Annotated in this window: 20 protein-coding genes; 16 read left to right on the top strand and 4 right to left on the bottom strand. The window is 38.0% G+C overall.

Annotated elements, in window-relative coordinates:
* Positions 1-305: 305 nt before the first annotated feature.
* Genes ACMX9J_RS02230 through ACMX9J_RS02245 form a run of 4 tightly spaced genes read left to right on the top strand, consistent with a single transcriptional unit; the run spans position 306 to position 4,067 of the window.
* Positions 306-695, top strand: a complete 390-nt coding sequence (locus ACMX9J_RS02230; RefSeq protein WP_013083081.1) for a GntR family transcriptional regulator — start codon at positions 306-308, stop codon at positions 693-695.
* A complete protein-coding gene (locus ACMX9J_RS02235; protein WP_416225360.1) occupies positions 688-1,587 on the top strand; it encodes an ABC transporter ATP-binding protein in 900 nt (299 codons plus the stop codon). The genes ACMX9J_RS02230 and ACMX9J_RS02235 overlap by 8 nt, the downstream gene beginning before the upstream one ends.
* A complete protein-coding gene (locus ACMX9J_RS02240; RefSeq protein WP_416225361.1) occupies positions 1,562-3,571 on the top strand; it encodes a DUF6449 domain-containing protein in 2,010 nt (669 codons plus the stop codon). The genes ACMX9J_RS02235 and ACMX9J_RS02240 overlap by 26 nt, the downstream gene beginning before the upstream one ends.
* A 16-nt stretch (positions 3,572-3,587) precedes the next feature.
* Complete coding sequence (locus tag ACMX9J_RS02245) at positions 3,588-4,067, top strand: RNA polymerase sigma factor (protein WP_028413409.1); 480 nt, start codon at positions 3,588-3,590, stop codon at positions 4,065-4,067.
* A 48-nt stretch (positions 4,068-4,115) separates the two neighbouring features.
* On the opposite strand, the gene ACMX9J_RS02250 is transcribed toward ACMX9J_RS02245, so the two are convergent.
* Positions 4,116-4,694 carry a DedA family protein gene (locus tag ACMX9J_RS02250; protein ID WP_014460178.1) on the bottom strand — a complete coding sequence of 193 codons (579 nt, stop codon included), beginning with the start codon at positions 4,692-4,694 and terminating at the stop codon, positions 4,116-4,118.
* 164 nt (positions 4,695-4,858) lie between these two features.
* Between ACMX9J_RS02250 and ACMX9J_RS02255 the strand changes: the two genes are divergently transcribed.
* Positions 4,859-6,067: a DNA polymerase IV gene (locus ACMX9J_RS02255; protein ID WP_416225362.1), complete on the top strand. Its 1,209-nt coding sequence runs from the start codon at positions 4,859-4,861 to the stop codon at positions 6,065-6,067.
* A gap of 156 nt (positions 6,068-6,223) precedes the next feature.
* The gene (locus tag ACMX9J_RS02260; RefSeq protein WP_016764045.1) at positions 6,224-6,643 is read left to right on the top strand and encodes an organic hydroperoxide resistance protein; all 420 of its coding nucleotides are present in this window, start codon (positions 6,224-6,226) and stop codon (positions 6,641-6,643) included.
* Positions 6,644-6,706: 63 nt separating this feature from the next.
* Here the strand turns inward: ACMX9J_RS02260 and ACMX9J_RS02265 are convergent, their stop codons facing one another.
* Complete coding sequence (locus ACMX9J_RS02265; protein WP_014460175.1) at positions 6,707-7,156, bottom strand: MarR family winged helix-turn-helix transcriptional regulator; 450 nt, start codon at positions 7,154-7,156, stop codon at positions 6,707-6,709.
* A 144-nt stretch (positions 7,157-7,300) separates the two neighbouring features.
* Here ACMX9J_RS02265 and ACMX9J_RS02270 point away from each other — a divergent pair, with 144 nt between their 5' ends.
* The 4 genes from ACMX9J_RS02270 to ACMX9J_RS02285 all read left to right on the top strand — a co-directional run bounded on the left by ACMX9J_RS02270 (position 7,301) and on the right by ACMX9J_RS02285 (position 9,473).
* The gene (locus ACMX9J_RS02270; RefSeq protein WP_014460174.1) at positions 7,301-7,510 is read left to right on the top strand and encodes a cold-inducible protein YdjO-related protein; all 210 of its coding nucleotides are present in this window, start codon (positions 7,301-7,303) and stop codon (positions 7,508-7,510) included.
* Positions 7,511-7,800: 290 nt separating this feature from the next.
* Positions 7,801-8,622 carry an MBL fold metallo-hydrolase gene (locus ACMX9J_RS02275; RefSeq protein ID WP_028413406.1) on the top strand — a complete coding sequence of 274 codons (822 nt, stop codon included), beginning with the start codon at positions 7,801-7,803 and terminating at the stop codon, positions 8,620-8,622.
* A gap of 165 nt (positions 8,623-8,787) precedes the next feature.
* Positions 8,788-8,994, top strand: coding sequence for a zinc ribbon domain-containing protein (locus ACMX9J_RS02280; RefSeq protein ID WP_016764047.1), 207 nt, complete (start codon positions 8,788-8,790; stop codon positions 8,992-8,994).
* A gap of 2 nt (positions 8,995-8,996) precedes the next feature.
* A complete protein-coding gene (locus ACMX9J_RS02285; RefSeq protein ID WP_416225363.1) occupies positions 8,997-9,473 on the top strand; it encodes a GNAT family N-acetyltransferase in 477 nt (158 codons plus the stop codon).
* Positions 9,474-9,493: 20 nt separating this feature from the next.
* Here the strand turns inward: ACMX9J_RS02285 and ACMX9J_RS02290 are convergent, their stop codons facing one another.
* Positions 9,494-10,531, bottom strand: a complete 1,038-nt coding sequence (locus ACMX9J_RS02290; RefSeq protein ID WP_416225364.1) for a LysM peptidoglycan-binding domain-containing protein — start codon at positions 10,529-10,531, stop codon at positions 9,494-9,496.
* 301 nt (positions 10,532-10,832) lie between these two features.
* Here ACMX9J_RS02290 and ACMX9J_RS02295 point away from each other — a divergent pair, with 301 nt between their 5' ends.
* Genes ACMX9J_RS02295 through ACMX9J_RS02305 form a run of 3 tightly spaced genes read left to right on the top strand, consistent with a single transcriptional unit; the run spans position 10,833 to position 14,685 of the window.
* Positions 10,833-13,367 (top strand): AAA domain-containing protein, encoded by a 2,535-nt coding sequence (locus ACMX9J_RS02295; protein WP_416225365.1) that lies wholly within the window; start codon positions 10,833-10,835, stop codon positions 13,365-13,367.
* A 23-nt stretch (positions 13,368-13,390) separates the two neighbouring features.
* Complete coding sequence (locus ACMX9J_RS02300) at positions 13,391-14,068, top strand: cobalamin B12-binding domain-containing protein (RefSeq protein WP_416225684.1); 678 nt, start codon at positions 13,391-13,393, stop codon at positions 14,066-14,068.
* Positions 14,065-14,685 carry a hypothetical protein gene (locus ACMX9J_RS02305; RefSeq protein ID WP_416225366.1) on the top strand — a complete coding sequence of 207 codons (621 nt, stop codon included), beginning with the start codon at positions 14,065-14,067 and terminating at the stop codon, positions 14,683-14,685. Before ACMX9J_RS02300 ends, ACMX9J_RS02305 begins: the two co-directional genes overlap by 4 nt.
* On the opposite strand, the gene ACMX9J_RS02310 is transcribed toward ACMX9J_RS02305, so the two are convergent.
* Complete coding sequence (locus ACMX9J_RS02310; RefSeq protein WP_416225367.1) at positions 14,682-18,242, bottom strand: CheR family methyltransferase; 3,561 nt, start codon at positions 18,240-18,242, stop codon at positions 14,682-14,684. The genes ACMX9J_RS02305 and ACMX9J_RS02310 overlap by 4 nt on opposite strands.
* A gap of 451 nt (positions 18,243-18,693) precedes the next feature.
* Between ACMX9J_RS02310 and proC the strand changes: the two genes are divergently transcribed.
* From proC to ACMX9J_RS02325, 3 genes are all read left to right on the top strand, one after another.
* The gene (proC, locus tag ACMX9J_RS02315) at positions 18,694-19,536 is read left to right on the top strand and encodes a pyrroline-5-carboxylate reductase (protein WP_028413399.1); all 843 of its coding nucleotides are present in this window, start codon (positions 18,694-18,696) and stop codon (positions 19,534-19,536) included.
* An 87-nt stretch (positions 19,537-19,623) separates the two neighbouring features.
* Positions 19,624-20,730 carry a glutamate 5-kinase gene (gene proB, locus ACMX9J_RS02320; RefSeq protein WP_028413398.1) on the top strand — a complete coding sequence of 369 codons (1,107 nt, stop codon included), beginning with the start codon at positions 19,624-19,626 and terminating at the stop codon, positions 20,728-20,730.
* A 114-nt stretch (positions 20,731-20,844) separates the two neighbouring features.
* The gene (locus tag ACMX9J_RS02325) at positions 20,845-22,107 is read left to right on the top strand and encodes a glutamate-5-semialdehyde dehydrogenase (protein WP_416225368.1); all 1,263 of its coding nucleotides are present in this window, start codon (positions 20,845-20,847) and stop codon (positions 22,105-22,107) included.
* Positions 22,108-22,200 lie beyond the last annotated feature (93 nt).

Consider the following 22,200-nt stretch of genomic DNA (forward strand, 5'->3'; position numbering starts at 1 on the left):
ACATTATAAAACATTATTATGGTAATAACTAGAGGCACTTGGTTAAGAAAAGTAAAACAAGGTGCTGACTTAAAGGAGTATGTTAGCTTGCAACGAAGGTAGCCTGCCCAATTTGTTTACAGTTATTTTTGTTTCATCTATAAAGCTATTAAACACTTTTTTGTCATCTATTTGTAACAAAAGTAAAAAAAGTACTTGTTTTTTCCAGAAAACATACTATAATATTAACTGTAATGCGATAAGTAATACAGTTAATACACCTAGTACACACATCATGATTTTGGGTAGATGAAGGGAGGCAGACTATGTTCGATTTAGATATTCGTAGTCGTAAGCCGATATACGAGCAATTAGTAGATAAATTGAAAGAGCTTATTATTCATGAAGTCTTTAAGGCCGATCAAAAGCTTCCATCTGTTCGGCTGTTAGCAAAAGAATTAACGATTAATCCAAATACAATTCAAAAAGCGTATCGTGAACTAGAACATCAAAACTATATTTATTCAGTTCCAGGCAAAGGAAGTTTTGTAACGCCTCAAGTTGATACACTAAATAACGAGAAGGTGAAAAAGATGAAAGAAGAATTAGTAAAGCTGTTGGCAGAAGCTATGTATTTAGGAATGGACAAAGATGAAATTCTATCACTTATTTCACAGGCTGAAAAAGCAGTAAAAGGAGGAAGCGATAGTGATTGAACTGAAGGCGATAAAAAAAGAGTTTGAAGAAATGGAAGCTCTAAGAGACGTCACGCTTTCTATAAAAAAAGGATCTATTTACGGACTGCTTGGCTCCAACGGGGCAGGGAAAACAACGCTATTAAAAATCATTGCAGGTATTTACAAGCAGGATCACGGAAAGATTGCCATAGACGGCGAGGAAGTATTCGAAAACGTTGGTTTAAAAGAACGTATTATTTTTATGCCAGATTCTCTTTATTTTTTCCCTCAAACAACGATTAAACAATTAGCGTCTTTTTATAGAAGCGTCTATCCGACTTGGAACGAAGAACGGTTCCAAAAATTAAAAGAAGCTTTCCCAATTCAATTACATAAAAAGGTACATAGAATGTCCAAGGGAATGCAGCGTCAAGTAGGATTTTGGTTAGCGCTGTCTGCTATGCCTGATGTACTTATCTTAGATGAGCCGCTCGACGGTTTAGATGCGGTAATGCGTCAAAAAATTAAAAACCTTCTTGTTCAAGACGTGGCAGAACGGAAAATGACGATTTTAATTTCGTCACATAACCTGCGAGAAGTGGAAGATCTGTGTGATCATGTAGGCATCTTACATCACGGTCAATTATTAATTGAAAAAGAGCTGGATGATTTAAAGTCTGATGTGCACAAAATTCAAGTTGCATTCGAAGGAGATGTGCCGCTAGCGCTTTATGATACGCTAGACATTTTATATCAAGAAAAACGAGGAAGCGTCTTGCTTTGTATTGTTCGAGGAAAAGAAAATCACTTAGTAAACAAAGTCCGATCGTATAAGCCTTTAATTTTTGACATCTTGCCACTTACGCTGGAAGAAATCTTTATTTATGAAATGGGGGATGTGGGTTATGCAATCGAAAACATCATCGTTTAACCGCGGCATGTGGATTCAATCCATGAGAAACGTGGGATGGATTGGGCTTGTATACTTGCTAGTACTGCTGTTCGCTTTACCTTTACAACTGATTTTTACTTTCACAGGAAAGGTAGAGCCTTATATAGAAAAACCAGATACGCTATTTAACGTATTGGATGGGCTGGAATTTGTGTTTATGTTTGTTGTACCAGTGTTACTTGGTATTTTTCTATTTAGATATATCCAAACGAAGATTGCGGCTGACTATATTCATAGTTTACCAATTAAGCGTTCTACGCTGTTTCATCAAAATATGCTTCTGGGCGCGTTGGTTTTAGTTGTTCCTATTTTAATTACGGGAGTCGTTACTTTTGCCGTTAAAGGAGTTTTAACCGTTGAGGATGTTTATACAACAGGAGATGTTCTAAGCTGGGTCGGTTACAGTATTTTAATTAACTTATTTGTGCTGACTGGAACTGTTTTAGCGGGAATGTTCACCGGAATGTCTGTCCTCCAAGGAATCTTTTTATATGTTCTATTTCTTCTACCCGGCGGAATCTCTTATTTAGCTATATCTAATGTAAAGTTTTACTGGTATGGTTATGCGTATGACTATTACGTGAACAAAAATGTTGACAGCCTTGTTCCGTTTTCACACGTAGCGCAAATGGTAGCTCATAAAAGCTTTTCTACTAGTGCATTTGTTTATATTGGACTCATTGTCTTATTTTACATCATTGCTTTAATCACCTACCAAAAAAGAAAAGTAGAAGCTGCTACGCAAACCATTTCAGTTAGCTGGTTAAAACCGGTATTCGTATACGGAGTAACCGCTTGTTCACTCATGTTAGGCGGATTTTACTTTATTAGCATGAAAGGTGAATTTTCATGGATGGTCGTGGGCTATATTATTGGTTCATTAATAGGTTATATAGTTGCTCAAATTATCTTAAATAAAACGTGGCGGATCTTTACGAAATGGAAAGGGTATCTAGGCTTTGTTATAGCCGCAGCTATTGTGGGCTTTATCATTCATTTAGATGTATTTGGCTACTCTACTAAAGTACCGGCAGCTTCAGAGATTGAAAGTGTATATTTCGATGAAGATATATATCCATTGACTGATAAACCTGAAAACTATGCAAATGGAATGAATGGCTATTATGAAGCTCCATATTACTATACAAGTAAAGAAACGATTCAGAGTGTTCGTCAGCTGCAAAAACAAATTACAGCATCTAAAGATAAGAAGCTGGATCCTGATAAACAAAGTGAAATAGAAAGCAGAAACGGTAAAATGGCTGTATTTGCTTATAAATTAAAAAATGGAAAACAAATGGTCCGAGAATACTTTATTCCATTTTCAGACTATAAAGCTTTTTATAAAGAAATTGCAGAAACAAAAGAATACAAAGAAAATTTCCATCCGCTTTTACGAACAAAAAACACGGATAAAATTAAAAGCGTGAGTTTTTCTGTTCAAGGAAAGTCAAATTCAATCAACATTACAAATCCAGATAAAGTACAAGAACTTATACACGTAGTCAAACAGTCGATGATGAACGAAACGTTTGATGAAATGTACAGCACAAAAGAAAGCTGGGCTTCAATTGAGTTTATGGATGGAAAAGGACAGTATGTACAAACTGCATCTTGGGATAAGTCTTATAGCGAAGTAGAAGCATGGCTGAAAAAAGAGGGTTTATATGAACGTGCTCGTCTCATGCCAAAGGACGTAGAAAAAACCGAAGTGTTTAAAAATTCTTCTCATCTTAAAAACGATTATCGTCTTCAAGAAGAGTTTACATCTCTAATGAAGGATGAGAAAGCAATTAAAGTAAAAAACAATCAGCAGGTAGAAACACTTCTTCAACATGCGAACTTACGAGACACGGGAGATTATCTTGTTGCTTTTTATTACAAAGACCAAGTAGATACTCCTCAGGTTTACATGTTGAATGAAAATGAACTGCCAGCAGAACTAAAAGAAAAACTAAAATAACAAGGGAGAACTTATTATGTGCGGCGAGGAATTACAAGATTATTTAAATCAGGTGCTGGCTTATTTATTAAAAAATGGTGTGAATAGACAAGACGCCGAAGATATTACGCAAGAAGTAGCATTAAAATATTTAGAAAAACAAGAAATGGTCGATCCTGAAAAAATAAAAGCTTGGATGTTTCGCGTCGCATTAAATAAACGCTGTGATTTAGGAAGGCGTAAAATAGTGAAAGACCGCTATACGTCTTCTTACAAAGAAGAACCCGTTATGTATACGCCTATTCAGCAGGTCCTCAGAAATGAAGAAGCGGCTGAATGTCAGGCGATTTTAAATCAATTAAATCCTAAGTATCGCAATTTGCTTCTATTAAAATATGGATTAGGATTTAAATATGAAGAAATTGCCGAGTTATTAAATATGCAGATGACTACGTTAAAATCAGCTCTTTACCGCGCGCGCAAATACTTTGTGAAGGGATATAATGAAGTCATTTAATATAAATGAAACAGCAGCAGTTTGTGAAAAAGAACTTTTTTACACAAACTACTGCTGTTTTTTTCGTATTTTTCTTCTTTGAACGGCATAGATAATCAAACTGATCGCACAAAAAGCTAAAGTGATCTCAATCACATCAGTATAAGAAGATGTCGTATTAAAAAAGGAACCGAAAATAAATAAAGCCAGCGTCCAAATGAAACCAAAAGAAAATGAGACTTTAATGTAATGACGATGCTTCATTCCGCTTGCCCCGAGAAAAAAAGGCATCACATGTCGCATTCCTGGTAAAAAGTAGCTTGCGATGATGGCGTGAGATCCATATTCTTGAATCGTTCGCTCAACTTTCATAACATTCTTTTCCCATCGCGGGCGTTTTAATAGCGCAAGCGCCTGAGCTGAAAAAAGACTGGCTATCAAAAACTTGAGGTATAAGCTAAGCATCATGCCGCTGTAGGTAAGTATAAAAGCTGGAATATACTGAACGGATGGAGACGTAGCCTGGCTGCCTGCAAGCATAATATATACTGGGTCAGGAATAGGAGTAAGGTTGGCTCCGACTAAAATGATAAAAAAGAAATATCCGTAGCCTAATTGGTTAATGGCTCCGATAAGCTGATCAATCACGTTTTCTTCCTCCTTTCTTCATTAGAATACGAGAGAGTGACACACAGTGTTCGCTCAAAATAAAAATAAAGTATAGGTACGCACAACTTAGGAAAAAAGAGTTATAATAAATAAGAATGTACGTTCTTCTTTCGGGGATTAATTATACAGAAAGAGGTGATAGTATGAAAATGATGTACCCTAAAAACGGCAAAGTTATTCTTCATATTGATGCTAATGCTTTTTATGCATCTGTTGAAACCGCACATGATCATACGCTCAAAGATAAGCCTCTTGCTATTGCTGGTAATCCAAAAGAACGAAGAGGAATTGTTGTAACCTGTAACTATATTGCTCGTAAACGCGGAGTGTATGCGCCTATGCCTCTTTGGGAAGCGAAAAGAAAATGCCCCGAGCTGGTTGTTATAAAGCCTAATTTTCCATTATATCGCCAAGTGTCCAAAAACATGTTTGATTATTTAGTAACCATTTCACCTCTTTTAGAGCCCGCTTCAATTGATGAAGGCTATTTGGATATTACAAACTGTGCTGAATTAGGCTCTCCTCTTGACATAGCAAAGTCCATTCAGCAGCATTTAATACAGACGCTGCAAATTCCTGTGTCAATTGGAATCGCACCGAATAAATTTTTAGCCAAAACGGCAAGTGATATGCAAAAACCTTTAGGAATTACCGTTCTTCGAAAAAGAGATGTCCAAACAGTTCTTTGGCCAAAAGCCGTAGAGGAAATGCACGGAATCGGTAAGAAGACAGCTGAAAAGCTAAATGCGATTAAGGTGGTGACGATCGGTGATCTAGCAAATGCCGCTCCCAGTCTTCTTAAACAAACTCTCGGAGTAAAAGGAGAAGTTATGAGAGACCGAGCGTGGGGCCAAGATGATCGACAGGTGAACCCTGATCGCCAATCACAGTTTAAATCAATTGGAAACTCTACGACGCTATCTCAAAATGCAGTAGATGAACATGAAGTTCTGCCTATTTTAAATAAACTATCGCACTCAGTGAGTTCTCGTATGAAAGCGAAAAAAGTTGTAAGCAAAACGATTCAGTTAACGATACGATATAGTGATTTTAAAACCATTACTCGAAGCCAAACTATTTCTAAAGCAATTAGCGAGCCAAACGATCTTTTTCATTACAGTGCGGTATTATTTCAAAAGCATTGGAACGGAGAACCGATTCGTTTATTGGGCGTAGCTGCTCTTCAAGTGAGTCACCAGCTTCAAGAAGAAGAACAGTTGGATTTGTTTACATACGGAGAACAAGCAAAAAAAGAGCCTTTATACAAAGCGGTCGAAAGTTTGCGTGAAAAATATGGAGATAACATTATTCAAAGCGGTTTAAAAAAACAAAGAGGAAAAGAAGAGAGGTAACTCTCTTTTTTTGTATAAAATAATAGGTTTACACTCATTATAGAAGGGGAAGTACATTACTATCACGGTAATCAAAGTGATTACAAAATGAATTTGATTGCGACTTTTTTAATTGTCTGCAATGAAATTACATAAAATAATCTATGAGGTGATCTTATGTCAGATGCACTATTTACATCTAAAGCAACAGCGGTTGGAGGCAGAGATGGTCGAGTTAAATCAGATGATGGTATTATTGATTTAACCCTTGTAAATCCTTCTCCAAATAACAAAAAAGAAGGAACAAATCCCGAGCAGCTGTTTGCAGCAGGATATTCTGCTTGTTTTGACGGCGCTTTAAATTTAATCGCTAAGAAACAAAAAAAAGACATTGATTCGTCTATTACTGCAGAAGTAAGTCTACTAAAAGACCACACTGATGATGGATTCAAAATTGGAGTGGTGTTAAACGCTCATATTAAAGGCGTTTCACAAGAAGTAGCTGAGAAGCTAGTAGAAGATGCACATCAATTCTGCCCGTATTCTAAAGCAACACGCGGAAATGTTAACGTAACGTTAAATACAACGGTTGAGTAAATAAAAAAACGCTTGGATTTTTCTGAAATCCAGGCGTTTTTTTTATGTGCAATTTTATATGGTCTATTTTTGATTGTACGTATGCAGTGATTGCAGTAACTCCTGCAGCGTTTCTTTCAGCTTTTCTAATTCTCCCTGTGACTTATTTGTCATGCTAAAAACTTCTTCTGGAATATGACAAGCTTTATCACGTAATTTTTTTCCTTTTTCGGTTAAACTAATAAAAACAACGCGTTCATCTTCATGAGAACGTTCACGAATCACTAATTCTTGATCCTGCATTCTTTTTAGCATAGGAGTAAGGGTGCCTGAATCCAAATACAGAAGTTCGCCCATTTTTTTCACGCTGAGTGTTTCATGTTCCCATAAAACAAGAAGGGCTAAATACTGCGGATAGGTTACTCCTAATTTATCGAGCAGCGGCTTGTACACCTTTGTAATTTCTCGAGACGTGGCGTAAATTGAGAAACAAAGCTGATTTTCTAGCTGCAGCTGCTTATAAAGTTGTTCCATTCATGTTGCCTCCAGTCTATTGCTTTTTATTTAATTATACACAATTAAATAGGGGTGTCCAATAACGCTGGATGAAAAAGTGATCAAGCTGTAAATAAAAAATGGGAATTTTACATATACTAAGAAAAAAAGGGAGCTGTGCACATGTATTTTGCAAAAAAAGCCGTAGAAGAAGAAGTAGATCAAATGATGGATACGACTGTATATGCGTGTCAATCTGAATCATGTAATGGGTGGATGAGAGAAGATTTTGTTACGGTTGATTATAACTGTCCGATGTGCGGAACAGGAATGTCGCAGGAAGTACGCGAGCTGCCGAAAATTAAGTACGACCACCAATTTTATAATAAATAAAAAAGAAGCAGCTGCTTCTTTTTTATTTTTCACTAAAATTTCATTAAGCTGAGCTAGACTAAGGACCAACATATGATGAAGGTGAGGAATATCAGAATGAATCAAGGGAACTTTTTGAAAGGTTTATTTTGGGGAACCTTATTTAGTATTCCTATTTGGATTTCATTGTTTGGCTGGTTCCGCATTTTATCACATCTTGCATAGTTTCGTTTTATAAATCGTCATACGCGCCCTTATCTTTCTATTTCCGCTATAATAAGGGGGATAGAAAAAATAAGGAGCTGTTCTCTATGATTCAATACAAAACGGAGCAAATGACGGTTTTTGAAAGCGCGCTATTTCAAACAACATCTGCAGTGATTGAAACAAAAGACTGTGTGATTGTTGTTGATCCAACATGGCTTCCTCACGAAATTAATGAAATTAAACAGCATGTTCAAGAGATCTTAAATCATCGCAAGCTGTATGTATTTTTTACTCACGGAGATTTTGATCATGTCATTGGGTATGGCGCTTTCTTAGAATTAAATGCCACCTTTATCGGCAGCAAATTTTTAAAAAATCATCCGGACAAAGAAGAAAAAGTTCAAATGATTAAGCAGTTTGATCATGACTATTATATAAAAAGATCTCATGATATTATATTCCCGGAGCTGGATATTGTGGTAACCGAAAATGAACAGCACATTACCTTAGGTGAAACATCTATTACCTGTTATTTTGCAAAAGGTCATACAAACGATGGACTATTTATGATTGTCGATAATTCAATATGGATCGCAGGGGATTATTTATCGGACTTTGAATATCCGTACATATATGAAAGTGTAAACGATTACCGCGACACTCTTGCTACTGCGCGACACATTTTAGCTAAGCACCAAAATCTAACACTAGTTCCCGGACACGGAAAAACGACACATCACCGAGCTGAAATTCAAAGACGAGTGGAGATGGCCAGCTCTTATTTAGATGAACTGCAAGCTGCAGTGAAAGAAGACAGTAAAGAAGCGCTCGATAAGCTAAACGACAAATTGGCATTCCCATCTGATTTCACCGCACAATGTCATCAGAAAAACGTTGAAATTATGAAAAGAGAATTGCTGTTATAGAAATCGAGTGTACAGTCATCCCGTTGATATTAAAAGTAAGAAACCGCATCTTCTGTTGGAGATGCGGTTTCTTACTTTCCTTTATTTATCAATTTAATGAAACTTTTTCCTTTTATATCCGTTTATATAAATAAGAAGTTATTTTATTTGTAAAGGAGTATGACAATGGGGAAAAACGGTTGTGTAAAATGCGGACATACAGAAGCAAAAACAAAAGAAATTGCTACAACGGGAACGGGGCTGTCTAGATACTTAGACGTTCAGCACAATCAATTTACTGTGGTATATTGCACGAGCTGCGGGTATTCAGAGCTATATAATAAATCATCTTCAAGAGGCAGCAATATTATTGACTTATTTTTTGGAGGATGAAAATGAGTATCGACCTTATTGAAATTGATAAAGACCGGCACGCTTCCTATTTAAACCTGCTATTAATAGGGGATGAAGACGAAAAAGTAGTGAAGTCGTATATAAATGAAGGTTCCTTATTTACCGTTGTGTATGAAAAGAAGGAGATAGGAGTTGTGCAGTGCCTCACCGATGAAGAGGAATCGGTAGTAGAAGTAAAGAATATCGGTTTAAAAGAAGCATACAGAGGAAAAGGAATCGGCAGCAAGGTCATTAAAAAGGTAGAAGTACTGTATGAACGTAACCAATATTCTAAAATGATTGTAGGAACAGCGGACTCCAGTCTTGAAAACATAGCATTTTATAAAAAGGCAGGCTTTTATCAAAGCGGTGTCAAAAAGAATTTCTTTTTGCAGTACATTCCACCAATTTACGAGAATGGCCTGCAAGCTATCGATATGATTATGTTTGAAAAGAAATTAAAAAGCAGAAGCGACTAACACGCTTCTGCTTTTAATGATTAATCTAAAATTTGAAGTTTTACCGTTTTGCGTCCCCAATTTAAAGCTGAGCTTTGAGATGCCATAAATAAATCAACGCGAGTACCTTTAATGGCACCGCCAGTATCTCCAGCAATTGCTTCTCCGTAACCTTCTACGTATACGCGAGAACCTAATGGAATCACGCGAGGATCAACTGCAATTACTTTTCGATTAGGATTTGACCTTAGGTCGATGCCTGTAGCAGTGATTCCGCTGCAGCCCGCACAGTAAGCAGTATAAGCTGTTGCTTCAACCGTAATCTCTTTCGAAACCGACTTACTTTCTTGCGCTGGAGCAGGTGCCGGCGTTGAAGTCGACGGTGCTGAAGTTGACGGTGTTGAAGGAGTAGCAGGTGATGACGTTGATGGTTTCGCCTGAGCTGCAGCTTGTCCGCCTACTTGTAGCACTTGATTAATGTAAATCGTATTAGACGATAAGTTATTCCACTGTTTTAATTGAGAAATTGAAATACCGTGTCGCTGTGCTACGCTCCACATTGTATCTCCAGGCTGAACTTTGTAACTTTTACTGTTGCTAGGAGCCGGGGATGCCTGCGTTTCGTTTGTTTTTTCTTGTACAGGTGCTGAAGTTGATGATGAAACAGTTCCTGTTCCGTTTATTTTTAATACTTGATTCACATAAATTAAATGACTAGATAAGTTATTCCACTCTTTTAGCTGCTGTACAGAAGTACCGTTGTTTTTAGCGATACGGTAAAGCGTGTCACCTGATTTTACTGTATATGTATGATTTGAAGATGTTGTAGTTGGAGTTGAACTAGATGAAGAGTCAGTAGATGTAGATCCAATTTGTAATGTTTGGTTTGCATAAATTAATGTCGAAGAAAGACCATTCCACTTTTTTAAGTCTTCAACTGTTACATTATGCTGCTGTGAGATGCTGAATAACGTTTCTCCAGCTTTTACTTTATGCGTGTCTGTGTCAGCCGATGCTGCGTCTGCAATTCCAATTGATACTAAAGCTGTGGCCCCTAATGTAAAAATGTGTTTTTTCATCTAATAATTCTCCTTTATTTCCAATAGTTGTCTCTTATTCTATCAGCAATATGTAACAAACTCATGACAAAATGGTAGGTTTTATATTACAAGTTTGTAACAATACGTCTAAAAATATAGAAAAAACGCAGTTTTTTTACGATTATGATGAAAAAAGTCTTAATTTGTCTGGAGAGATAGACTAGTAAAAAAGGTGTTCTCCTTTTATAAAAATGAAGAGGAAAGAAGCTATGCTATATTCAAATGACATGATAGAATAGACAAGTTAGAAATGAACGGATAAAAAGGGAGTTAGACATCTATGGAAAAACGCTCTATCTCTTCATATTTAAAAGCATGGGTGCGCGCACTTTCAATTGAGATTAATTATATGAAGAAACACGGCGGAGAAAAGTATACGGTAGGAAAAGGAGAGTACTTAGGGCAGCAGGGAGATGCGTATCTTTACCGGTTTGAACGCACAGCCGATTTATACCTTTTTGATGGAGCTCAGGTACGCCTTGTCCACCAGCATAAAGAAAGTAAAGGAGAAGTTATCGGAACGGAAGGATTTGATTTGTACCTTAAAATAGATGCGTTTATTGGACAAGAAGTAGACGAACTCGATATATATAACGAACCATGGGAATTATTGCAGGCGCTCATTGATAGACTGACGGAAGCAAAAGACTACAAGCAAAAAATAGTAAGAATCAAACGTCTTATGAGAGGCGATAGTCCTGTTCGCCATAAAGAGTATACGTCTAAGAACGCTCTTCATGAAGTGTTGCTGCGAGCGCGTTATAACCGTACTACTTATATTTGGGGGCCTCCTGGAACAGGGAAAACATATACGCTGTCCAAAATCGCGGCAAGCTATTACCGGAAATCAAAGCGGATCCTTTTATTATCTCACAGTAATGCAGCGGTGGACGGTTTGCTGCAAGAAACTGCACGTCAGTTAAAAAAGAAAGAAGCTTGGAAAAAAGGAAAACTCATTCGATACGGAGCAACAAAAAGCAGCGGCTTAGAAAATATAAAAGTAGAAGAAGTCATTGGAGAAGATGATCCGGATTTAGCTCAGGAGATGCGTGATTTGCAAGAAGAACGAGTCTACTTAAGCAGATATCCCAATAGAGCTCACCAGCTTCAGCAAGTTAACAAAAAGCTAAACGCCCTTCGTAACAAGTGGATTGAAGCGGAGAAAAATGTTTTTGATCAAGCGTATATTGTAGGCACTACTTTATCAAAAGCGGCTATTGACCGATTACTTTATCAAAGTGAATTTGATATGGTTGTGGTAGACGAAATTAGCATGGCATATGCACCGCAAATTGCTTTTGCAGCTACGTTAGGAAAACGAATTGTCGTATGCGGCGATTTTAAACAGCTTCCCCCGGTATCTCAATCTTCTCATGCTGAAGTGAAGAAGTGGCTGCAGCGAGATTTATTTGAGCAGACGGGTCTTGTAGAGCAAGTAGAAAGCGGTGAGATCCATCCGCATCTTTTTATGTTGAAAAAGCAAAGAAGAATGCATAAAGATATCTCAGCTTTTACAAATCGCTATATTTACAGCAATCGAGTGGGGGATCATCCATCTGTCACAACAAGTCGAGAAGTAGTAGCAAGCAGCCGGCCGTTTGCTCATGAAGCAGCGCTTATGCTTAACATTGGTCAGTTGCATTCTTCCGCTATGCGAGATGTCGCTTCCGGTTCACGCTATAATGTGATAACAGCTGTTTTGGCGGTAAGTTTGATACTGCGGGCACGCAAAGCTTCTTCGGCTACTATTGGCTATGTGACTCCTTATAAGTCTCAAGCTAAATTGATTAATGCATTTCTTCAAGATATTGAACCAGCCAGCGATATAATCGCAGCAACCGTACACAAATTTCAAGGCGCGGAACGAGATATCATGATTTTTGATACGGTCGATACAAAGCCGCAGTCAAAACCAGGTTTACTTTTAACAAATGAAAATAGCGACCGATTGGTAAATGTAGCGGTGACGCGTTCAAAAGGAAAATTTATGATGCTTTCAGACGAGTCGTTTGTCCAGCAGCGTGTACCAAAGGAGCGAGCGTTCTGGAAGTTGGTCAACCACTTTAACGAAAATCAAAAAGTATACCAACCTCAGCAATTTTTAAAAGAAGTCATTCAGCATCGGAAATTGATTTGGTACCATCCATCGAACAGCAGTCAGTTAAAAAAAGATTTATATCAAGCTCGGCATCAGATTTTATTGTGTATTCCTTATGCTTCGCTTGTTCCTCAAGAAATACGGGAGATGTTACATTCATTTAAAGGTGAAGTGACCGTTCTTACTCGTGAACCAAAAGAAGTTCGAATTGACGGTGCTCATGTCATTTCATCTGCTGTTCCGATGTCACTGCTTATCATCGATGAATCCACTATATGGATCAATATGCCTTACGGCGGAAAAAATGAAGCGTTTATGGCAGCTAGAATTGAGTCAAAGCTAGGCGCTAAACAGCTTATTCGGTCAATTGATTTTACAGAAGATAAAACAAGAAATCAAGAAACAAAAATGTATATAGAAACAAATAAACCACAATATTCTTTGAGTAATTACCTTCGTAGCTGGGATCGCTGTGAATCCTGTCAGCATATGCGAGAAGTAGAGATAACAAAAAAAGGAAAAGTAAGGTTTATTTGCTATTATTGCGGGAAAACAAGTGGGGCAACACGTTTATTAGTGGAAAAATATTTAAATTACGTACATGCTGTATGTAGAGCATGCAAGCAGCCGATGAACGTAGAGTATGATGAAAATAAAGGCGTCTACGCATGTTGTCCATCGTGCAAAAAAGAAGTTTTGCCTAGAGATTTATTGTAACTTTAGGAAAAGGGCGTGATCTTATCGTTTACTCTCGTAATGTAGCGGCTTTAGCTGATTGTTTGTTAGAAGGAGACGTTCAAAAAAGCTGGCTGCTCATTGCTATATATATAGAAGAAGGCCATTCTTCAACTGACGTATATACGTTTCTGACAGAAGCGATGTATGAGATAGGGAAAAGGTGGCAAGAAAATAAAATTTCAGTCGCGGACGAGCATTTGGCTACTGCAACCTGTGACTATGTGTTAACTCGCTTTCAGCTATCACAGCATCAATTGCTTCAGCGTAATCGGGCACTTCTTTTTTGTATTGAAGGAGAAGAGCATTACTTAGGCATTAAAATGATTGCAGGACTTATGAGCGAACACGGATGGGAAGTTAAAAACTTAGGAGCAAACTTGCCGCTTCCGTTTGCTCTAAAAAGCATTGAAAGATGGGATCCTGATGTAGTATGTTTGTCCGTCTCACAAGTGCATTTGCTGCCTGATTTACAAAAATACATTGCTGAGATTGAAAGCATGTCGCAAAGTCCTCTTGTATTAGTGGGCAGCAGGCTTCTCAGCACGCATGATTTATCGGCTTCAGGATCTTCAAAAACTATATTCATTAATCATATTCAAGCTTTTAAAGACTGGCTTCTAATCAACAATAAAGAAAGTTCGACGCAAGATAAAATGTTAGTAATGGGGGAAGAAATATGATCAGTTTGCCGATTCAACACATTCCGGTTCCAATGTTTTTACTCAATAAAGACAACGAAATAATTGAATTTACACCAAGCGTCACGAAAAATTTCCCGCCTGTTCAGAACTTTTTAGATCTAGTTGATGAAGACAGCCAAGAAAAAGTAAAAAGAGCACTCCAGGGAAAGGAAGAAGTGCAAATCGAAGTAAATATGCGCACGTTTTCCAACCCGGTTGCTCTTTTTGATTTTCATTTTAAGCCTGAAGCGTACCATTCGCTGCATGCTGTTTTCTGCTATCCTATTCATGAGCATATGATGAGTGTTCAATCAACCCTTCAACAGTTTCGCTCTATGCTTATGCAAGACTCACCACAAGTGAACCAAGGTTTTTCGGTCAGAGAAACAGATGTAGAAACGGCGAAAAAAATGCAGCTAGTTGATCTTCAGCGTCATTTTCGAGAAATGAAAACAAATGTGCTAACCATTCAAGACCTCCTAAGTATTATCCGCTCCGACGTAATTGAAGCAGGAAAAGGAGAGTATATTGAATTGGTCTCTACACATTTGTTTGACATTCAAGATTTAATTAATCAGGAGCTTGACTGCTTAAGACAGAAGAACAAAGTACATTAAGAAAGCGGCAATCGGATTTCTACCGTTGTTCCTTTGCCTTCTTCACTATCATACGAAATGCTTCCTTTATGATTACTAATGATTTTATGACTCACCATCAATCCTAATCCTGTTCCTTTTTCTTTTGTTGTATAGAAAGGCTCGCTAATTCGTGTTAATCGATCTTTCGGCATGCCTTTTCCTTCATCTATCACTTGGACGACTACTTGATTTGTATCTGGATCAAATTTAGATACCACTAGAATAGACCCGGGGTCATCCATCGCTTCAATAGAATTTTTCACCATGTTGATAAATACTTGTTTCATATCTTTTTCAATACAATGAACAACAGGTAATTTTTCTTCAAAATCCGTTGAAATAGTAATGTTTTTAAGAATGGCCTGTGTATGCAGCAGTGTACATACGTCTTGAAGAATTAAATTTATCTGCTTATTTTCATATTTTACGACTTCGGGTTTGGCTAGAATGAGCAGTTCGCTAATAATCAGCTCTAAGCGGTTAAACTCGGACATCATGACATCCATATATTCTTTTTTATACGTTTCTTCTTGCATCATAAGCTGTAAGAAGCCCTTTAATGATGTAAGAGGGTTTCGTATTTCATGGGCAATGCCGGCAGCCAGCTGTCCAAGTGCTGACAGCATCTCTGAATTTTTGAGCATCATTTCCGACTGTTTGCGCTGTGAAATGTCTTCACTTAAACCAATGTAATGGATGATTTCATCCTGATCATTTTTAACAGGCATTAAGGCTAACTGTTCCCAAACGGTTTCTCCGTCTTCTTGAACGTAGGAAATTTCTCCGTTCCATTTTTCTCCTCTATATACTTCATTCCAAATCTTAGGGAATCTTTTAACGCCTAGCTTTTTTGTATATAAGTCGTAGAGGTGTAGCCCAAATACTTCTTGCGGCGCATGCTTTTGCTCCATGAATTTTTGATTAATGTACTTAATTTTACCTTGATGATCGGTAATAAAAATGCCCGTAGGACTGTGAGCTACTGCAAATGATGTAATAGCCAATTCTTCATTTGAACGTTTAATTTCTGTAATATTAATAAACGTGATAACTACACCGTTAATTAAATTCTCATTCGTACGATAAGGCATCATTTTCATGCTATACCATTGGTTATCGTAGCTTTGAATTTCTTTTTGAAGGGTGTTATTTGTTCTTAAAACGTGCATTGCGTCCTCAATTAGATGGTCATATCTAAAGTTATGCGAAATATGAAAGAAAGGTCTTCCGATATCTTGATGAAGAACGTTGATCACTGTTTTCGTTTCCGGCGTAAATAATTTAATATTCAGCTGCTCGTCTAAAAAGATGGTAGCAATAGTTGTACTGATTAATAAATTATCAATATCGTTGTTTAAGTCCGTTAATTCTTCAATCTTTCGCTCGTACTGGTTGTTAACACTAATTAACTCTTCATTAACAGACTGCAATTCCTCATTTGTGGACTGCAGCTCTTCGTTGGAAGCAATCAGTTCTTCGTTCGTGGACTTTAGCTCCTCATTTGCTGTTTCTAGCTCTTCAATCGTCGTTTGCAAATGCTGCTGCGTGTAATGAAGCTCTTGCTCTAAATCTACTACAAGCTCACTAATAGAGCTTGTTTGATTAAGAAACATGGGCTCTTCCTTATCAATAATGGCACTATCTGTCTGTTCATCAAACATAAGTAAGTAAAGAGAGTGATTTGTTGGAAGGGCAGATATCGTAATATTAAAACGGCGCTGCACGTTGTTTATGACAAATTCAATGTGCTGACAGCATACGCTCATACCTTGCTCTTTTACGCGTTTAATAGCTGCTCCAATGGCTAAAGAGACGTGAACGGGAACCATTTTGAAAATGGTATAATTAATCTTCCCCACAGGAACGTTAATAAGCTGAGTCGCTTCTTTTGAACAAAATATCACTTCGTTGTATTCATTTAATACAAGACAAGGGCTCATAAAATGATCAATCATTGACTGATACATCTCATCCAATTTAAGCGAAGGAAGAGGCTTATAAAGTTGACTTGGCAGCGGTACGCTAGAAAAATCACCTTCATGCAAGCTGGATTTTGAAAGATTAAAAGCTCCTGTAATTTGTCGGCTGGGCTGCCCCGAACGTTTAAATATTTTCCACTTACTGTTGATAGGGCGGAACAAATCAGACAAATTTCCCGTTGTTTCACTAGGGCCTAAAAAAAGTACGCCTTCTTCTGTTAAAGAAAAATGAAAAAGAGACAGAATGCGCTGCTGCAGTTCAGCTTGGAAGTAAATCATCATATTTCGACAGCTGATTAAATCAACGTTTACAAAAGGCGAGTCTTTTCCTATATTATGCGGGGCAAAAACAATCATTTTACGGATTGTTTTTTTAACTTGATAACCACCGTGTTTTGTTTGCTCAAAATATTCATTAATCTGAGCTGCTGAGAAGGAATGAACTTCCGCTTCTTCATAAATGCCTTGACTCGCTCTTTTGATTGCATGACGATCGATGTCCGTAGCAAAGATTCGGACATCGAAATAACGGTTGATTGTTGATAAATAGTCATGAAGCAAAATAGCTAATGTATATGCTTCTTGACCAGTAGAACAACCTGCTACCCAGATGCGGATTTCATCTTCTTGGCTATGAATCTTTCTTTCAACTAATTGAGGGATGACTTGTTCTTCAATAATAGAGAATGCTTCTTTATCTCTAAGAAATTGCGTCACTCCAATCAGCAGGTCTCGCTGCAGTTCGACGATTTCTTCGGCTTCCTTACATAAATAGTCCCGGTACTCTTCCATCGTTTGAGAGGGCGGATCGAGTAAAGCCATTCTTTTTTCAAGTCGTCGCAGCACCGTGTTTTTTTTGTACATAGAGAAGTCGATGCCTGTTTTCTTCTTTATTAATGAATAAATGTATTGCAGCGTTTCTTCATTATATGTAAATTCAGTTTGGCTGACATGCGTTTGCACAAGGTCAGGCATATCAGCAGGAGAAAGAATATAATCAGCAAGGTGTGCATCAATAGCGCTTAGGGGCATATCTCTGTACTTTGCTGTGCTTTCATCTTGTACAAGTACAGTTCCGCCATACTCTCTTATCGTTTTTGCTCCTCCTGTTCCATCATTTCCTTTTCCCGATAAAATAATGGCTGTGCACCGGTGTTTTTTTGCAGCGGCCAGAGAATGAAAAAAGGCGTCAATCGGATACTTTACCTGATCATTTTCTTCATAAGGACGAAGGCGAAGAGTATGATCCACAACGGTCACATAATGATGGGGAGGATTTAAATAAATTGTGTCTTCTTGTAAAGTCATCCCGTCTTGTGTCAGTTTGATATTCATTCCTGTTTTTTTTGCTAAAAGTTCGGGCATAAAACTTTTATATTTAGAGGAAAGGTGCTGTACAATAATAAACGCCATTCCATTTGGTGAAGGCATATTAGCGAAAAACTGCTCAATAGCTTCTAACCCTCCGGCAGAAGCGCCAATTCCCACAACGTGTAAATCCTGTTTCTCTATTCCTTCTGAAGACGATGGAACTGTAGAAAACGAGTTGTTCTTCATAATAGAACCTCCAATAATGTTTCGACACTTCCTAGATTGTATGTCGTTTTGTTTATTTTAATGTCGACAGCACAGCGTGGTTTACATCAAAAGTAAATTTTTTAAAAAAAACCAAGATGCTGGTACATAGGTTCATTTTAGCAAACCTATTATATTGTTCAAATAACGTTTTCAAAATTCCTCTATTTTTCGCAAAAAAATTTTAAAGTCCAAACTATATAGTATGCCCCGATTTTCCTTATATAAACGTATTTTTATAAAAAAAATCGTTTTTTTTTGCAGAAAAAAATATTTAAAAAAGTTTTGTTTACGCTTACATACGCATAAGGTTATACGCTCAAGGAGGAAAAAAACGGTTAAATTCAACTTGACACTCTTTTTCAGCATGTTACTATAGGAACCGTTGAAAGAAACGAGAACAAAAATACGAACAAATGACAGGGGAGATTTGATGGATCAAAAACAAAAAGTTGCTTTTTTAGGTGCTGGATCAATGGCAGAAGCGATGATTTCTGGTATGGTCAATGCAAAGAAATTACCTGCTGAAAATATTATCGTAACAAATCGCAGCAATGATGCGCGACTGCACGAACTTGAAAATAGATATGGTATCAAAGCAGTAAAGCGCAGCGAGCTGAAAACAGATGACATTGACGTTTTTATTCTAGCGATGAAGCCAAAAGGCGCTGAAGAGGCATTAAACGAATTAAAGCCTCAAATCAACAAAGACCAGCTTGTCCTATCTGTTCTTGCAGGGATTTCATCTTCTTACATGGAAGAGTTATTGCATGATGAACAGCAGGTCATTCGAGTGATGCCGAATACATCAAGTATGATTCAGCAATCAGCAACGGCTATATCTCCAGGTCAATATGCTGCAATGGATGCTGTGCTAACAGCAAAAGAGCTGCTTTCTGCAATCGGAAAAGTGTACGTGATTGATGAGCCTCAAATGGACATTTTCACAGGAATTGCCGGAAGTGGACCCGCTTATTTTTATTTCCTTATGGAGCATATCGAAAAAGCAGCTAAAGAAGAAGGTCTCGATCCTGAGCTAGCACGTGAAATTGGCGCCCAAACCATTTACGGTGCAGCAAGAATGATGATGGAAAGAGATGAAACGCCGACGGAGCTTCGTGAAAATGTGACGTCTCCAAACGGTACAACAGCAGCTGGTTTAGACGCCTTAGCTAAACACGGCGGCGGAGAAGCAATGATGCAAGCAGTCAAAGGAGCATCAAAGCGTTCAAAAGAAATGAGTGCTCAACTACAAAAAGTGGCAAGTACTAATTAATTCGTCACTTATCTTCTTCGTGAATTCCTCACCACAAAAAAATAATCATAAACAAGAAAACATACAGAACACACTAGGAGTGATTTGATGAGTCCCGACAATAAGAAGCGGGTTGTAATTAAAATTGGAAGTAGTTCATTAACAAGTTCACACGGTGAAATCAGCAGACGGAAGCTCGAGCGCCTTGTGGATCAAGTCGTAGACTTAAAAGATAGCGGTCATGAAGTGCTATTGGTTTCATCAGGAGCTGTAGCTGCAGGATACCGCAAGCTTGGCTGCTTAGAGCGACCTAGCTCTTTACCTGAAAAACAAGCAGCTGCCTCAATTGGTCAAGGACTGTTAATGGAGGCTTATTCAGAACTGTTTCTATCACATGGATACGTTGCTTCTCAAATCTTAATTACGAGAGACGATTTTTCAGACGAAAATCGTTACAACAATGCACGAAATACAATTAATGTGCTGTTAGAACGTGGTATCGTACCAATTGTCAATGAAAACGACACGGTAACCATCAATCGATTAAAATTTGGCGACAATGATACACTTTCAGCTAAAGTTGCTGGACTAGTGGATTCCGACCTGCTTATTATTTTATCGGATATCGATGGCTTATACAGCGCAGACCCTCGTCAGGATCCAAATGCAAAATTAGTTCCTCATGTAGGGGAAATCACGCAAGACATCGAAGAATCTGCAGGAGATTCAGGAAGTTCAGTTGGAACAGGCGGCATGCGCTCGAAAATTGACGCGTTCAAAATCGCTATGGCGTCAGGAATTCCAGCATTTTTAGGAAGAGCTGGCGTGCCAAACATTTTAACACAAGCGGTTGACGGAGATGCAACAGGAACGTATTTTGAATCTGAAGATGATTCTGCGAACCTTAATCAGAAAAAGCAGTGGATTGCGTTTAACTCTGGTCCTGAAGGGGAAATAGTAGTCGAAGATGCCGCGAAACGTGCAATTATTGAAGATAAAGAGCCTTTACTTCGCGAGCATGTTAAATATATTAAAGGACACTTTAGTGAACGAGCAGTTGTACGTATTCTAGATAAAGATGACAATGAGCTGGCTCTTGGCGTGACAAATTATTCATCTGATGAACTTGCACTGAACGAGCCAATTGATCAACCGATTGTTGACAGCGAAGGTCTAGTGTGTCACTTAGAAATTCCAGTACCGGTCGGTTTGTAAGCAAACATGCTGTAAAGAAAAGGAGCCCTTCCTTTTCTTTGCATGATTGCATTTACCTCTTATGCCTCACACTTTAAAATCAAACAAAACTAAAACGAATCCAGGAGTGATTTGGTGTTACAAACAAATGAAACGTATTCAGTAGAAGAACAAGCTATTTCAGCAAAAAAAGCAGCTAAGCAATTAAGTTTACTAACAACAAAGCAAAAGAACGATGCGCTGTTAACGATTGCTTCTACACTTGAAAGCAACACGGAGTATATTTTAAAAGCAAATGAAGTAGACTTAAAAAACGGGAAAGAAAAAGGTTTTGACGAAGCGCTTATGGACCGCCTTGCTCTTTCAGCGGAACGTGTAAAAGAATTTGCAAACGGCCTTCGTGAAGTTGCTGAGCTAGATGATCCAACAGGCGATATTTTATCAAGCTGGACATTGGATAACGGTCTAGATGTAAAGCAAGTACGGGTGCCTCTTGGCGTGATCGGAATGATTTATGAAGCACGTCCAAACGTAACGGTAGATGCAACAGGGCTAGCGTTGAAATCTGGAAATGCTATTGTGTTAAAAGGCGGCTCTTCAGCTATTTCATCTAACCAAGCTATCGTGGACATTATTCATAAAGCTCTTGATGAAACGCCAATTCCTAAAGAAGCGGTACAGTTTATTTCAAGTACAGATCGTGCGGCTACGCAAGAATTATTTACAATGAAAGAGCATATTGACGTGCTGATTCCGCGCGGAGGGGCTTCATTGATTCAAGCGGTCGTCAATAACGCAACCGTTCCCGTGTTAGAAACGGGAGTCGGAAACTGCCATATTTACATCGATGAAAAAGCTGACGTTAAGAAGGCCATTCCGATTTTAATTAATGCAAAAACAAATCGACCAGCGGTGTGTAACGCAGCAGAAACGGTTCTTGTACACAAAAACTGGCTCGATTCTCATAAAGATGAATTGATTCAAGCATTCAACGATCATAGTATTGAAGTATATGGTGACAAAGCGACAGTAGGTGAAATTCCTGGAGCAAAACCAGCGGCTGAAAAAGACTGGGCCGAAGAGTATTTACGCTTAGCAATTGCGATGAAAGTAGTAGAGAGTGTGGATGAAGCGATTGACCATATTGAAACATATGGAACAAAACACTCCGAAGCCATCATTTCAGAAGATGAACAAGCCGTTTCACGCTTTATGTCATTAGTTGATGCAGCCGCACTGTATCATAATGCATCTACGCGCTTTACTGACGGAGGAGCTTTAGGATTTGGAGCTGAAATTGGGATTTCAACTCAAAAGCTTCATGCACGTGGTCCAATGGGACTTCCTGCACTTACGACAATTAAATATATTATGAGTGGAAACGGACAAACTCGATAAGAAATCAAAAGCGAGCCTAATCATGTGCTCGCTTTTTTTTTTATGAAAAGCAAAACAAGTAAATGGAAGCTGATTTGTAAAAAATTATAAACT

Origin of the sequence: Priestia sp. RMT2NF4, from assembly GCF_047872835.1 — a bacterium.
In the GTDB taxonomy this organism is placed as follows: Bacteria; Bacillota; Bacilli; order Bacillales; family Bacillaceae_H; genus Priestia; species Priestia zanthoxyli.

Bases quoted from the DNA above. Each gene is read 5' to 3' on its own strand.
- ACMX9J_RS02240 (WP_416225361.1), top strand. From the start codon at position 1,562: ATGCAATCGAAAACATCATCGTTTAACCGCGGCATGTGGATTCAATCC.
- ACMX9J_RS02265 (WP_014460175.1), bottom strand. From the start codon at position 7,156: ATGGAACAACTTTATAAGCAGCTGCAGCTAGAAAATCAGCTTTGTTTC.
- ACMX9J_RS02310 (WP_416225367.1), bottom strand. From the start codon at position 18,242: ATGAAGAACAACTCGTTTTCTACAGTTCCATCGTCTTCAGAAGGAATA.
- ACMX9J_RS02305 (WP_416225366.1), top strand. From the start codon at position 14,065: ATGATCAGTTTGCCGATTCAACACATTCCGGTTCCAATGTTTTTACTC.
- ACMX9J_RS02230 (WP_013083081.1), top strand. From the start codon at position 306: ATGTTCGATTTAGATATTCGTAGTCGTAAGCCGATATACGAGCAATTA.
- proB (WP_028413398.1), top strand. From the start codon at position 19,624: ATGAGTCCCGACAATAAGAAGCGGGTTGTAATTAAAATTGGAAGTAGT.
- ACMX9J_RS02280 (WP_016764047.1), top strand. From the start codon at position 8,788: ATGGGGAAAAACGGTTGTGTAAAATGCGGACATACAGAAGCAAAAACA.
- ACMX9J_RS02270 (WP_014460174.1), top strand. From the start codon at position 7,301: ATGTATTTTGCAAAAAAAGCCGTAGAAGAAGAAGTAGATCAAATGATG.
- ACMX9J_RS02295 (WP_416225365.1), top strand. From the start codon at position 10,833: ATGGAAAAACGCTCTATCTCTTCATATTTAAAAGCATGGGTGCGCGCA.
- proC (WP_028413399.1), top strand. From the start codon at position 18,694: ATGGATCAAAAACAAAAAGTTGCTTTTTTAGGTGCTGGATCAATGGCA.
- ACMX9J_RS02285 (WP_416225363.1), top strand. From the start codon at position 8,997: ATGAGTATCGACCTTATTGAAATTGATAAAGACCGGCACGCTTCCTAT.
- ACMX9J_RS02245 (WP_028413409.1), top strand. From the start codon at position 3,588: ATGTGCGGCGAGGAATTACAAGATTATTTAAATCAGGTGCTGGCTTAT.
- ACMX9J_RS02255 (WP_416225362.1), top strand. From the start codon at position 4,859: ATGAAAATGATGTACCCTAAAAACGGCAAAGTTATTCTTCATATTGAT.
- ACMX9J_RS02260 (WP_016764045.1), top strand. From the start codon at position 6,224: ATGTCAGATGCACTATTTACATCTAAAGCAACAGCGGTTGGAGGCAGA.
- ACMX9J_RS02275 (WP_028413406.1), top strand. From the start codon at position 7,801: ATGATTCAATACAAAACGGAGCAAATGACGGTTTTTGAAAGCGCGCTA.
- ACMX9J_RS02290 (WP_416225364.1), bottom strand. From the start codon at position 10,531: ATGAAAAAACACATTTTTACATTAGGGGCCACAGCTTTAGTATCAATT.